Here is a 13,461-nt window from a genome sequence, read left to right on the forward strand (position 1 = left end):
TTTCTTAATGAGATTTAAAAGCCTGTTTTTTTATTTTGAAAAAAAAGTCTTATGTTTTTATTTTACTTTTTTAAATGCAATTTAATGACGTGATTTTAGTAAAGGAGAAAGGAACGTGATTACGTTCCTTTTTGGAGTAGCAGATAGAATATTATTCAATTTTGTTTGCGTTGCTTGATTTTAGCTGGATTTTGACCTGTTCTGCGATGTTTTCAGCTTGTGGGCCAAGAATGACCTGAATACTCTGTTTACCTATTTTTAAGACTCCTTTAGCACCTAATTTCTTTAATTGAGCTTCATCTAACTGAGTATTATCTTTCACCGTTAAGCGGAGCCGGGTGATGCAAGCATCGACAGTACGAATATTCTGGGCACCGCCGAGGGCTTTGATGTAATGTGTGATAGCTTCTTTATCTTGAGATGCAGAGGTTGCTTTATCAGTATTTTCTTCTTCCCTGCCTAATGTATTGAGATTGAAAATCCGGATCATTAAGGTAAAAGAGGCAAAATAGATAATGAAGAATAAGGCGATAAGAGGGACGAGTATCCATGGCTTTGTTGCCAGTCCCCAGTTTAATCCAAAATCGATGAATCCGGCAGAGAAGCCGAATCCGTGTAAAACGCCCAAAGAGTTAGTGATTACCATACTGATGCCTGAAAGCACCGCATGTAAAACATAGAGAACCGGAGCCAAGAACAGGAATGAAAACTCTATGGGTTCAGTGATCCCTGTAAGGAATGATGTTAAGGCGACGGAAAACAGCATGCCACCAATCTGAGGACGGCGTTCTTTCGGAGCGGCTAAATACATCGCTAAAGCTGCGCCAGGTAAACCACCCATAAAGATTAGATAGGCCCATGCCATATAAACACCCGCTTTAGGGTCACCGGCAAAGAAGCGGTTGAGATCACCCCGGGCGAGTTCACTCGCTATCTGTGTGATGCTTGAACCTTCTATTCCGGGTACGGTTGCTCCAATAGTGAGTGAACTTACTACATCTGGAGCCAAACAAATATTGTGTATCGATCCAGCCAGATCGTAAGTAATTTTCAAACAGTCGCCTAAACTGAACCAGAAAACGGAGTGCAAGATATAATGAAGGCCAAATGGAATAAGCGCACGGTTAAGAACACCATAAGTAAACCATCCTGCCATCCCGCTTTTTGATACCAAAAGACTAAAATTATCAATGCCATGTTGTATATATGGCCAGATATGCCCGCAAATCCATGCAAGAAAAAGACAAATAATACCGGTTATAATGGGAACTAAGCGTTTGCCGGCAAAAAATGCCAAAAACTCCGGCAATTGAGTTTCAGAAAAGCGGTTATAACAATGCCCGGCAACGATACCGGCAATAATACCCGCGAAAAATGACATATTGATTTTAGGATCAATAACCGCAGTTGCTTTTGTTAGAATAAAAAAACCTACAACACCAGCGAGTGCAGCCGCTCCACCATTGTCTTTCGCCAGACCGACAGAAATACCCAATGCGAATAATAAAGGCAAATTTTCAAAAATTCCGCCACCCGCACTGGCAATAAAAGCAATATTGAATACATCGGGTTGACCAAGCCGCAATAGTAACGCGGCTACCGGAAGTGAAGCGATTGGAAGCATAAGAGCTTTCCCCAATCGCTGCAAGTAACTAAATATACCCATGGCGCTCACCTATTGTAGTAAATATTATTGGAGACTTTTCATTATCATCATGACTTATTTTTAATTGAAAAATAATGAAAAGCCACAGGTAAATAAGTAATTGTGATCATTGTAACGATATTAGTGAAAAATGAGGAAGTAAGCAGAAAAATCACGAGATAATTTCTTTTTATCCGCTTGAATTAAAATGTATATATTTAAATTTTAGGGTTTTAATTTATTTAATTAAAATATATCGAAATTTAATTTCGAATTTTATCTTTTTTGTAAATTTTACGGAGTGAAATTTGATATGAGCACATTTCTGTGCTCGCTTGATGTAATTATTTATGATTGTGATTATAAGGGATGTTTGGCGTGGTCGGGAATTTTAATGAGATAATGCATTGAAATTTCATCATAAATTTTATTCATGCTTTGTTCAAAGATACTTTGTGACAGCAAAGTATTGAGAAGTTGTTGTTGTGTATTGGATGTAAATGACTTTTTCACATATACAGAGATTATTTTTTCTACCAGTGATGCTATGTCATACTCAAACTTATCTTTCGATGAAAAATAAGTTGAAGCCTCTACTACATCTAGGTTTGGAACGATTGAGTAGATGCCATTTAATGCAGCTTCTAAGGGAGTAATACCTAAAGTTTCATAGCGGGATGAGCATACAAAAATAGCCTTTTTTTTGATTGCATTAAATATACCTAATAAGTCTGATTGGGGTAGCTTATGTAAAATCAAAAAGCATTTCCTGTATTCTATAGGGATCATAGAATACAGAGCATTTCTTCTGCTACTATATTTCTTATCATCACCTAAAATTAATATTTTTACCGGGATACTCTTTTCCAATAAGCTAAGAGAGGCATTAATTAATAACTCTATGTTTTTAAAATAATCCAATCGGGCAACCGCGGTGAATAATAAAATTTCCTCTTTTTTTATTTTTATGAATTCATTGATATCTTGATGTAATATACTAAATTTTTTATTTTTGCTAGAAAACATAGGTGGACTTATCTGTTTTATTTTTTCTCGGCGAACGCCTTTGCTCAATAAATAATTACCCTGAAGAGTTGAATGTTGTATAATAAAACAGTCTTGATTGACTAAAGTATTAATTCCTAAAGCTTGTTGTTTATAAAGATGAACGGCCTTTTCTTTATTCTCAAATGCTAGGTAAGATTCATCTTGGGAATAATTATTTTGGAAGTCCTCGACAAAAGGCCCATGATGCGTTACCCCACAGGGTATATTTTCTGGGTGATAAGGAATAAGAGTATCTGTTTGATAATAAGAAAAAATATTTGATTTCTTTTGCATATCACCTTGGGCGAGAAGTGATAGGCATTGATCTAAGGCATCTTTGATATCTTCTGGATTCATAGAGAAATTGAAAAATAATTTAACATACTTTATGCCATTTTTTTCTAACTGATTAATTTTAGGAACTAATAGAGACTCATCTCTTTTATAGAGTATAAATCCAGCAAATAACTGCTTATCTATGAAGAAATCAGCTATTTTTATAGTGAATGATGTTGCTCCTACTTTAAAACCATCTGCATAGTGGTTTGATATATATTTCTCATTAATGACTATCGCGATAGTCATTTTTTCATTATCTGACAATTGATGTTTCATTTGTATACTCATCTGATATCTATAGTTATTTTGATATTGGGCAGTGATAATAGTAAAGGCAAAACTCCCGGTTACGCAGATATGCTGAAAAGCATAAATATCAAGCGATAATTTGCTAAGAGCCGAATGAAATAGGCTTTTATTTTCTGAGGTTAAAGTAGACTGATAGCAATAATAGTCTTTTTCATTAAATCAATTCATTGACACTACTCATAATGAAACCATGGAATTGTTTTTTAGATATACTTATGTAACGGATGAAATTAAATTATTTTTTATATTAAAGGTATATTTAATTTTGTTATTAATTTATTTTAAATGGTTTTCATATGTTATCATCACATTATATAATAATTATTATTTTTAATAATCCTTTAGATTGTTTAATTTATATTGTTCAGTGCATTATTTGTTTTGGATTTTATTTGGATCTTAAATTTTTTAGTTGAATTTGATTTGGATTAAGGTAATTTAATTTAAGTCGATTTGACGTAATTTTATTGATAATCTTACTTATTATTTAATAATTTTTTTCATTGAAATTAATCTTATATAGGCAGTAAAGTAAAATGTCTCAGGTGTTTTTTGTTGACAAAATGGAACAGTATTTGAAAGATTGGAATGAAAATGGATATATCATTATTGAGTCTGCGATTAGCAAGGAGATGGCAAATAAGACAGTAGATACAATATTTAATTTTCTGGAAATGAATAAAGAAAAAAACAGTGATTTTTATGATACAGCAATACGCTCTCGATCAGGAATAGATGAAATGGGGCGTATTCCTTTCTATCATCATCAAACTTTATGGGATAATCGCCAGAATCAGGAGATTTATTCGGTATATGAGAAAATATTTGGCACAAAGGATCTTTTAGTAAGTATTGACCGGGTAAATATGAATCCACCTATTACCGATAGTTGGGAATATAAAGGGTTTATTCATTGGGATATTGATGTATCAATGCGGCCATTAGAAACGAAAATACAAGGTTTACTGAGTTTGACGGATGATGATGGTACTTCTGGCGGGTTTCAGTGTGTTCCTGGCTTTCATAAAATCATTGATGAATGGTTAGCAAAACAACCCAAAGGCTATAATAGCCGGTTTCCTGATACAACAGGAATGAAAATAGAATCCATTCCGTTGAAGGCGGGAGATTATGTTATTTTTCATGGCGCATTACCTCATGGTAATAGGCCGAATACGTCTGGAAAACCAAGATTGGCTCAATATTTTTGCTATTTTCCCCGTATTGAATTGTCGGAGCAGAAAATTAGAGAACGTATTTTGGCATATAAACAAGGATTACCGACAACATCTATCACAGGTAAATCTTTTCCAAGAAAGAAAGCCGAACAACAAAATACCTCTTATATTAAACTAACAGAACTAGGTAGGCGGCTATTAGGGTATGCACGATAAGTTTTTTATTTCCTATAATTGAGGTTTTTTTAATGGTGAAAAGGGCATAATGGATGGAGAGAAAATGATATATTACGTAGAGAATAATATTGATGTTTCAATTATTCTTCCCAGATATCATGAATGTTATTCAGTTATTGAAAAAACAATACAGAGAATCAGACAGATTCAAAACGTATTAAAAGTGCAAATAATTATTGTTAATGATTCAAATAAAAATAGTTTTCATGATTCAGATATTTTAAAAATAAAGAAACAGTATCCAGATATTTTGGTTGTTTCTAATTGTGGAAATTATGGCAAGGGCTATAGTATTCGGCGAGGTGTTGATTTGGCAAAGGGGAAATATGTTTTCTATACAGATATTGATTTCCCGATAAGAGAACATGATTTTTTTAACGCATACCAAAAAATTGAAAAATCTAATATTGATTTGGTAATTGGAGAACGTTTTTCAAAGAATAAATCTAAAGCGAATATTTATCGAAAAATAACAAGTAAATGTTTTTTAAAGATAGTTAACCTGTTATTAAGATGCAAAGTATCTGATTCACAATGCCCATTCAAAATGATGAAATCCGAATTGGCAAAAGAAATATTTTCTAAACAAAAAATAAAGGGATATGCCTTTGATGCTGAAGTTATTTATCTGACAAAAAGACTGACTAAAACTTTACATCAGCTTCCTGTTGTTTGGGAAGATACAAGAGAAAACTGGAATTTAATGAAAACGTTACGTAATTATGGTGTGATGATTTTTGAAGTATTTTCCATAAAAATATATTGGATTATTAATGATCCAAAGATTATCTGACTTTGTTTTTAAATAAAAAGCATTAAATAATAAAGTGCTGAATAAAAATCCATCATAAAAACTTTAAGGAACATTATTATGAATTTCCCTCACTGGCCTTGCTTTGCAGAAAAAACGCTTAAAGATATTCAAGCTCCACTTTTGTCTGGACAAGTTAATTATTGGACTGGAAAGAAAGGCATGGAATTTGAAAATAAATTTGCCAGTTGGATTGGTGCAGAAATGGCAATTTCCTGTAACTCAGGAACTTCTGCCGTGAATATTGCAGTTGGTGCATTAAATATTGGCCCGGGCGATGAGGTGATAGTCCCTTCTTATACTTTTATTGCCACCTCTTTTGCAGTTTTACAATGTGGAGCCATTCCTGTTTTTTGTGATACGACAGAAGAGCACACTATTGATCCTGACAAAATCGAGTCGCTGATTACTTCTCGCACTAAAGCGATCATTGTTGTCCACCTTTATGGCGTGGTATGTGATATGGATCCTATTATGGCTATCGCACGCAAACATAATCTCAAAGTGATAGAAGATAGTGCGCAATGTTTGGGTGGAAAATATAAAGGACAATCAATCGGTACAATCGGTGATGTTGGAACTTTTAGCTTTTGTCAGTCAAAACATTTTACGACAGGCGGAGAAGGGGGCATGGTTGTCACCAATAATACGGAAATTGGTTGGGAATGCCGTGCCTATCGCGATCATGGCTTTGATGTAAGGAAAAAGTTCGATCTTCTCGCTTTGGAAGAGGTTTCATGGCATGTACATAACCGTATTGGTTATAACTATCGCATGACTGAAATTCAATCGATCATCGGGATTAATGAACTGGAACGATTTGATGATTGGAATATGAAAAATCGTCAGCAATATGCCAAGATTTACGATGAAAAATTAGCCGATATTGATTTGATTGATAGTTTGCCTTTAAATTCTGAGGACAGATGCAATGCTTACTGGTTATACCCGATAATTTTTGATCTGAGCAAATTAGATTGTACGGCTGAAGTTATTCTGAGTGACTTGAAAAAGATAGGTGTTCCTGCGTTTAAGATCCAGTGGCCGGAAGCTTATGGAGAAAAAGTATTCCGGGAATTGCGTGGTTTTGGTTCATCGAATTTCCCTTTCCATTCTACAGAATACACCTCACCGGAATCGGTCAATTACTGTGAAGTAGTGTGCGAAACAGCACGTTCTTTATTGCCCAGAACAATCAGCCTGTATTTGCATCCTAGCTGGAGTGAAGAACATATTGTTTATTGTGCGGAGCAATTGATTACTGTATTGAACAGTCACCGAGTTGGTTGATTTTGTAGCGGGAAGGGTTTTGGCTTCCCGCTTTTACACATTAACTTTCACCATTCCGCCATTTCCCACGAACAAAGTATTGTTTATCGGTTCAGCTTATTGGATTATAGAGGATTATGTTAAAGCGCTTTTTGCATTGAGGAAAAAACGATGAGTGAGGCAGATGCCCGTCCGACAAACTTTATTCGTCAGATTATTGACGAAGATCTGGCAACGGGTAAACATACATCCGTACATACCCGTTTCCCACCTGAACCCAACGGTTATCTGCATATCGGTCATGCTAAGTCGATCTGCCTGAATTTCGGCATCGCTCAAGACTATCAGGGACAATGCAACCTACGTTTTGATGATACAAACCCGGTTAAAGAAGATATCGAGTACGTTGAGTCGATTAAAACTGATGTTCAGTGGCTGGGTTTCCAGTGGAGCGGCAATATTCGTTACTCTTCTGACTATTTCGATACTCTGTATCAATACGCTATTGAGTTAATCAACAAAGGACTGGCGTATGTCGATGAATTGAGCGCCGACGAAATCCGTGAATATCGTGGGACTTTGAAACAACCGGGTAAAAACAGCCCGTATCGTGATCGTAGTGTGGAAGAAAATTTCGCCCTATTTGAAAAAATGCGAGCTGGTGAATTCGGAGAAGGTAAAGCGTGTCTGCGAGCCAAAATCGATATGGCATCTCCGTTCATCGTGATGCGCGATCCGGTAATCTATCGCATTAAATTTGCAGAGCACCATCAATCGGGCAATAAATGGTGTATCTACCCGATGTACGATTTCACGCACTGTATTTCTGATGCACTGGAAGAGATCACCCATTCCATTTGTACACTGGAATTCCAAGATAACCGTCGTCTGTATGACTGGGTATTGGATAACATCACGATCGATTGCCATCCGCGCCAGTACGAGTTTTCTCGCCTGAATCTGGAATATGCGGTGATGTCGAAGCGTAAACTGAACCAATTGGTGACAGAAAACATTGTTGATGGTTGGGATGATCCGCGTATGCCAACCATCTCTGGTTTGCGTCGCCGTGGCTATACTGCTGCATCTATCCGTGAATTCTGCCGCCGCATTGGTGTAACGAAGCAGGATAACAATGTTGAAATGGCTTCATTGGAATCTTGTATCCGTGATGACCTGAATGAAAATGCACCGCGCGCGATGGCGGTTCTTGACCCCGTTAAACTGGTGATTGAGAACATGCCGGAAGGTGAGGTGATCCTGACGATGCCTAACCATCCGAACAAACCGGAAATGGGTAGCCGTGAAGTTCCATTCAGCCGCGAACTTTATATTGACCGTGCGGATTTCCGTGAAGAAGCAAACCGTCAATATAAGCGTCTGGTGCTGGGGAAAGAAGTGCGTCTGCGTAATGCGTATGTGATTCAGGCTGAGCGTGTTGAAAAAGATGCAGAAGGCAACATTACAACTATTTATTGCCGATATGATGAACAGACCCTGAATAAAGATCCGGCTGATGGTCGTAAAGTCAAGGGAGTTATTCATTGGGTAAGCTCTTCACATGGTATACCAGCGGAATTTTATCTGTATGACCGCTTGTTCAGCGTACCAAACCCGGGTGCGGAAGATGACTTCCTGTCTACTATCAATTCAGAATCGCTGGTGATCCGTAAGGGCTTTGTGGAGCCTGGTTTGGCAAGCGCATTGCCGGAAAAAACCTACCAGTTTGAGCGTGAAGGTTACTTCTGTGCTGATAGCCGTCTCTCAAGTGCTGATCGTCTGGTGTTTAACCGCACGGTTGGTCTGCGTGATACTTGGGCAAAAATCTCACAGGGATAATACAGCTCAGGTTAACTCGCCTGTGACACTAAAAAAGCGTGATTATTTCCACGCTTTTTTTTATGTTTAAAAGCATTGTAATGAAAATTAACTCGTCCAGTTAAGATTAAAAGTTGCCTTATAGTCACATATTGTTTAGGGTTATTGCCTGTTCAGGTTTGTACAATATTTACCCAATGAAAAGAATAATAAATTCGGACGAGGTAATTTATGAAAACCGTTAAATTACGTACTTTGGCAGCACTCATCACGGTAGTTGGATTTATTGGAAGTTCTCATGCGGAAATGTCATCCTCAGCATCACTACGGATGTCACCACAACAAATAGTGGATTCACTGAGCCAGTTAAAAGTTAATTTTAAAATCATTGATAATCAGGCCGGATCACATGGCACAGATTGCGCCATACTTGGTGCGGATTCGGCTGCTTGTAATCGGGTTAATATCACCTTGATTAATGGTAATCAAGCGATCCATTCTGCTGATTGGGCGATCTATTTTCACAGCATTCGCCAGATCCTGAAACTCGATAATGACCAATACAAAATCACCCATATTACGGGGGATTTACATAAATTGGAGCCGTCAGAGAAATTCAATGGCATCAACGCGAATGAAAAGATTGTCCTGCCAATAATCGGAGAGTATTGGCAAATTTACAGTACAGATTTTATGCCTCGCTGGTATGCGACTTCCGGCGATGCCGTCCCTAAGATACTGGCGAATACTGATACAGAAGACATCAGTCAATATTTATCTGATCTGGAAGGTGAGTTGTGGAAACGTATCACGGAAGATCATAATACTCTGATGACACCTGAAAATCGTTTTGCGAAAAACCAATCGGTGGTAAAAGCGAGCGAGGGTAAACTGCGTGGACAGATTATTCCCACACCGAGAGAACTTTCCATTCATTCTCAGGATGTCGATTTATCCCGGGGTGTGAAATTAGAATTGGGCGGGGTGGGTGATAAATCTATTCAGGTGATCAGAGAACGTTTCAAATCCCATAATATTCCATTAGCGGATAACGGCTATCATATTGCGACTCAAATTAATGCAAACAAATTCACCGGTAACTGGCGAATAAAGGGCGCTTATTCGTTGGACATCACAACCAAAGGAGCACAGATAGTTGCATTTGATCAATCTGGTGTCTTTTATGGTCTGCAATCCCTGTTTTCCTTATTGCCCGCCAACGGCACACCTAAAATAGCCACATTGAGGGCAAAAGATGCGCCGAGATTTGAATACCGTGGAGTGTTCCTTGATGTAGGGCGCAATTTTCACAGCAAAAAAGCCGTTTTGCGTCTGCTCGATCAAATGGCTAACTACAAGTTGAACAAATTCCATTTCCACTTGAGTGATGATGAAGGTTGGCGTCTGGAAATTCCCGGTTTACCGGAACTGACAGAAGTTGGTAGCCAGCGCTGCCATGATTTAAGCGAGACTAAATGCGTATTGCCACAATTGGGATCTGGGCCGAATAACAATAACATGGGCAGTGGTTATTTCAGTCGTCAGGATTACATTGATATTCTGAACTACGCTAAAGCTCGCCAGATAGAAGTGATCCCGGAAATTGATATTCCGGCTCATGCCCGTGCCGCTGTTGTATCAATGGAAGCGCGTTATAAGAGGTTAATGGCACAGGGTAAAGAACAAGAAGCCAGTGAATATCGTTTGCTTGATCCGACCGATACCTCAAACACCACATCCGTACAGTTTTACGATCGCCGGAGTTACCTTAATCCGTGCATGGATTCCTCCAAGAAATTTATCGATAAGGTAATAAGCGAAATTGTTGCCATGCATAAAGAAGCCGGATTGCCGTTAAATACATGGCACTTTGGTGGGGATGAAGCAAAAAATATTCGTTTGGGCGCAGGGTATCAGGATAAAGACGGTCCAATTGTGCCGGGAAAAGGGATTATTAACAAAAAAATCGAAGACAAACCGTGGGCTAAATCCAAGGCTTGCCAGAAGATGATAGCGAAGGGTGTGATTAAAGATGTTGATGAACTCGCCAGCTACTTTGCCATTGAAGTCAGTAAGATCGTCAATACTCACGGTATTGACACAATGCAGGCATGGCAGGACGGCTTGAAGCACGCCAAATCAGCCAAAGACTTCGCCACTAAACATGTTGCGGTAAACTTCTGGGATACCCTCTACTGGGGGGGCTATGATTCGGTGAATGACTGGGCAAATAAAGGTTATCGGGTCGTTGTTTCCAATCCTGATTATGTCTATGTCGATATGCCATATGAAGTTAATCCGAAAGAGCGTGGTTACTATTGGGCAACTCGGTTTAATGATGAGGAGAAAATTTTCAGCTTTGCTCCGAATAACCTGCCACAAAATGCAGAAACATCGGTAGATCGCGACGGCAATAACTTCAATGCCCACAGCAATAAACGCTGGCAGGGTGCTTATGGAATGTCAGGGCAATTGTGGAGTGAAACAGTACGAACGGATGAACAGATGGAATATATGATTTATCCGCGTTTACTGCCGTTGGCGGAACGGGCATGGCATCGAGCGGGTTGGGAGTTGGATTATCAGCAGGGAAGAGAATTTAAAGGCAGAATAACGCGTTATGTCGATATGGCTGAGTTTCATCATGACTGGGTACGTTTTGCCAATCTGATAGGGCAGAATGAACTGGCTAAATTGGATAAGGCCAATGTTTCGTACCGTTTGCCTGTGCCGGGTGGCAGAATTGTTGGGGGAGTCTTCGAAGCCAATATTGCATTTCCGGGTGTTGTTATCCAATATTCATTGGATGATGGCAAAACATGGCAGGTTTACGATGACAGGCAGCGCCCTTATGTCACTGATAATGTGAAAATTCGCTCAGTCAGTACCGATGGGAAACGTTTTAGCCGGATAGAAGAAGTAAAATTTTAACGCATAAAGCGAACTGCCGATTAGCTTAGCTAATCGGCAATTGCTATTCAAACTAAATGAAATACCAAAAGCAAATTACATCATTACTTCTCTATTACATTTACTTTTTATGAATTTTCATCATGCAGAGCGCTATCTTTGCGACAATCACCAGCAGCACAGTGACCGTATAAATAAAGGCTATGGTTTGAAAGCTTAATTTTATAACGGTCAGCGATGATTTTCTGACGTTCTTCGATAAACTCGTCATTAAATTCAATGACTTTACCGCAATCAAGGCAAATCAGATGGTCATGGTGATGTTGCTGAGTGAGTTCAAAAACCGATTTACCACCTTCAAAATTGTGGCGAGTGACAATGCCGGCATCATCGAACTGGTTCAACACGCGATAGACAGTGGCGAGGCCAATCTCTTCACCGATATCAATCAGTTTTTTGTAGAGATCCTCCGCACTGACATGATGGCATTCTGGGTCCTGTAGCACTTCCAGAATTTTTAGTCGTGGAAGTGTTACTTTAAGTCCAGCATTTTTCAATGCTTTATTGTTGTCGGTCATGCGGATTCAGTCCTGTAACTTGAGTTAAGTGAAATTATGATACTTGGGTGTATCGTGAGGGAATCATAATTCTGTTTCACGTTGCTGATTATAGGCATGGATATTCAAAATGAAAACCATGCCAGACCTGATATCATGACACATTATGCAAGAATAATCCTGCGGGAAAGGGAAACTTATGCCCCCAAAATCTCTGATAGACTCATTTCGGTCTTGATTTTCTGCACCCAAGCTTCAACTCGTTCATCAGTCAATTCTGGCTGACGATCTTCATCAATGGCCAGACCGATAAAGTGATTGTCATCGGCCATGCCTTTAGAGGCTTCAAAGTGATATCCTTCGGTCGGCCAGTGGCCTACGATAATGGCGCCATTAGGCTCAATAATATCGCGAATGGTGCCCATAGCATCACAGAAATACTCTGCATAATCTTCCTGATCACCACAGCCGAACAGAGCAACAAGTTTTCCTTCAAAGTTGATCTCTTCCAATGTCGGGAAAAAATCATCCCAATCACATTGAGCTTCACCATAATACCAAGTTGGGATGCCAAGCAGCAGAATATCAAAGGATTCAATGTCTTCTTTGCTGCTTTTGGCAATATCGCGGACTTCAGCAACATCAGCACCGCCCAATTTTTCTTGGATCATCTTGGCGATGTTCTCTGTGTTGCCTGTATCGCTGCCGAAGAATATACCTATTATTGCCATAAAATGGGTTAACCTCTTGTTTTATATGTGCATTAAGCCTATGCACATTGCGCTGAAATCAGCAGGAAAAATGTTAGTTTTAATAAAATGAAAAGCGTTATTTTGACCAAACATCCATGACAAATCTGTCAGATTTGTGTGGTGATAGCGTTTCATTGCTGTTGAGTAAAATCAGTTAATCGGCAAGGTGATTTTTTTCTGCCAGTTGAGCTAACAGCATCTGTTCAATCAGCTCACTGCGACTAATATTGCGCTGCTTTGCCAGATGATTCAGTGCATAGACAGCATCTTCGTTGAGCTTGAGTTCTACTCGACGCAGTCCTTTGACTTTATCCCGTCGCAACTGATTACGTTTATTGATCCTAAGCTGCTCATCTCTGGACAGCGGATTTGTTTTAGGTCGCCCTGGCCTGCGTTCATCTGCGAACAAATCCAGTGTGGTGCGATCAGTTTGTTCTTTTGCCATAAATTCAATTGATAAAGGGCGTGTACCAATAATATAGCGGGCAATAATACCTTAGCTGGACGCGTGTCGCTACTGGTTGATGGGGGAGATTGTTAGAATCAACATTTATGATGTAAGCATTCTTTGTATCATGCGGGTAAGAAA

10 protein-coding genes are annotated in these 13,461 nt (G+C 38.8%); 5 read left to right on the plus strand and 5 right to left on the minus strand.

All coding sequences use genetic code 11. The annotated features are described in order from the left end of the window. Window positions 1-151: 151 nt before the first annotated feature. Together nagE and AACQ81_RS00700 are read right to left on the minus strand one after the other, a co-directional pair. A complete protein-coding gene (gene nagE / locus AACQ81_RS00695; RefSeq protein WP_237385961.1) occupies window positions 152-1,666 on the minus strand; it encodes an N-acetylglucosamine-specific PTS transporter subunit IIBC in 1,515 nt (504 codons plus the stop codon). A 339-nt stretch (window positions 1,667-2,005) separates the two neighbouring features. Next, window positions 2,006-3,307 (minus strand): glycosyltransferase, encoded by a 1,302-nt coding sequence (locus tag AACQ81_RS00700; protein ID WP_237385962.1) that lies wholly within the window; start codon window positions 3,305-3,307, stop codon window positions 2,006-2,008. A 569-nt stretch (window positions 3,308-3,876) separates the two neighbouring features. Between AACQ81_RS00700 and AACQ81_RS00705 the strand changes: the two genes are divergently transcribed. The 5 genes from AACQ81_RS00705 to AACQ81_RS00725 all read left to right on the plus strand — a co-directional run bounded on the left by AACQ81_RS00705 (window position 3,877) and on the right by AACQ81_RS00725 (window position 11,584). Further along, window positions 3,877-4,734 (plus strand): phytanoyl-CoA dioxygenase family protein, encoded by an 858-nt coding sequence (locus tag AACQ81_RS00705; protein ID WP_237385963.1) that lies wholly within the window; start codon window positions 3,877-3,879, stop codon window positions 4,732-4,734. A 49-nt stretch (window positions 4,735-4,783) separates the two neighbouring features. Beyond that, a complete protein-coding gene (locus tag AACQ81_RS00710) occupies window positions 4,784-5,548 on the plus strand; it encodes a glycosyltransferase (protein WP_237385964.1) in 765 nt (254 codons plus the stop codon). Window positions 5,549-5,626: 78 nt separating this feature from the next. After that, window positions 5,627-6,856 carry a DegT/DnrJ/EryC1/StrS family aminotransferase gene (locus AACQ81_RS00715; RefSeq protein ID WP_237385965.1) on the plus strand — a complete coding sequence of 410 codons (1,230 nt, stop codon included), beginning with the start codon at window positions 5,627-5,629 and terminating at the stop codon, window positions 6,854-6,856. 150 nt (window positions 6,857-7,006) lie between these two features. After that, window positions 7,007-8,674, plus strand: a complete 1,668-nt coding sequence (gene glnS, locus AACQ81_RS00720; RefSeq protein WP_237385966.1) for a glutamine--tRNA ligase — start codon at window positions 7,007-7,009, stop codon at window positions 8,672-8,674. A 210-nt stretch (window positions 8,675-8,884) separates the two neighbouring features. Then, window positions 8,885-11,584, plus strand: a complete 2,700-nt coding sequence (locus AACQ81_RS00725; protein WP_237385967.1) for a beta-N-acetylhexosaminidase — start codon at window positions 8,885-8,887, stop codon at window positions 11,582-11,584. A 107-nt stretch (window positions 11,585-11,691) separates the two neighbouring features. Here the strand turns inward: AACQ81_RS00725 and fur are convergent, their stop codons facing one another. The 3 genes from fur to ybfE form a co-directional block, all read right to left on the minus strand. Continuing rightward, window positions 11,692-12,141, minus strand: a complete 450-nt coding sequence (fur, locus tag AACQ81_RS00730; RefSeq protein WP_237385968.1) for a ferric iron uptake transcriptional regulator — start codon at window positions 12,139-12,141, stop codon at window positions 11,692-11,694. Window positions 12,142-12,317: 176 nt separating this feature from the next. Beyond that, entirely contained in the window at window positions 12,318-12,851 is a 534-nt protein-coding gene (fldA, locus tag AACQ81_RS00735; protein WP_237385969.1) for a flavodoxin FldA, read from the minus strand. A gap of 175 nt (window positions 12,852-13,026) precedes the next feature. After that, the gene (gene ybfE, locus AACQ81_RS00740; RefSeq protein ID WP_237385970.1) at window positions 13,027-13,317 is read right to left on the minus strand and encodes a LexA regulated protein; all 291 of its coding nucleotides are present in this window, start codon (window positions 13,315-13,317) and stop codon (window positions 13,027-13,029) included. Window positions 13,318-13,461 lie beyond the last annotated feature (144 nt).

Source organism: Xenorhabdus sp. Sc-CR9 (assembly GCF_963897815.1).
Lineage (GTDB): Bacteria > Pseudomonadota > Gammaproteobacteria > Enterobacterales > Enterobacteriaceae > Xenorhabdus.

Bases quoted from the DNA above. Each gene is read 5' to 3' on its own strand.
- AACQ81_RS00715 (WP_237385965.1), top strand. From the start codon at position 5,627: ATGAATTTCCCTCACTGGCCTTGCTTTGCAGAAAAAACGCTTAAAGAT.
- ybfE (WP_237385970.1), bottom strand. From the start codon at position 13,317: ATGGCAAAAGAACAAACTGATCGCACCACACTGGATTTGTTCGCAGAT.
- AACQ81_RS00710 (WP_237385964.1), top strand. From the start codon at position 4,784: ATGGATGGAGAGAAAATGATATATTACGTAGAGAATAATATTGATGTT.
- AACQ81_RS00725 (WP_237385967.1), top strand. From the start codon at position 8,885: ATGAAAACCGTTAAATTACGTACTTTGGCAGCACTCATCACGGTAGTT.
- glnS (WP_237385966.1), top strand. From the start codon at position 7,007: ATGAGTGAGGCAGATGCCCGTCCGACAAACTTTATTCGTCAGATTATT.
- nagE (WP_237385961.1), bottom strand. From the start codon at position 1,666: ATGGGTATATTTAGTTACTTGCAGCGATTGGGGAAAGCTCTTATGCTT.
- AACQ81_RS00700 (WP_237385962.1), bottom strand. From the start codon at position 3,307: ATGAAACATCAATTGTCAGATAATGAAAAAATGACTATCGCGATAGTC.
- fldA (WP_237385969.1), bottom strand. From the start codon at position 12,851: ATGGCAATAATAGGTATATTCTTCGGCAGCGATACAGGCAACACAGAG.
- AACQ81_RS00705 (WP_237385963.1), top strand. From the start codon at position 3,877: ATGTCTCAGGTGTTTTTTGTTGACAAAATGGAACAGTATTTGAAAGAT.
- fur (WP_237385968.1), bottom strand. From the start codon at position 12,141: ATGACCGACAACAATAAAGCATTGAAAAATGCTGGACTTAAAGTAACA.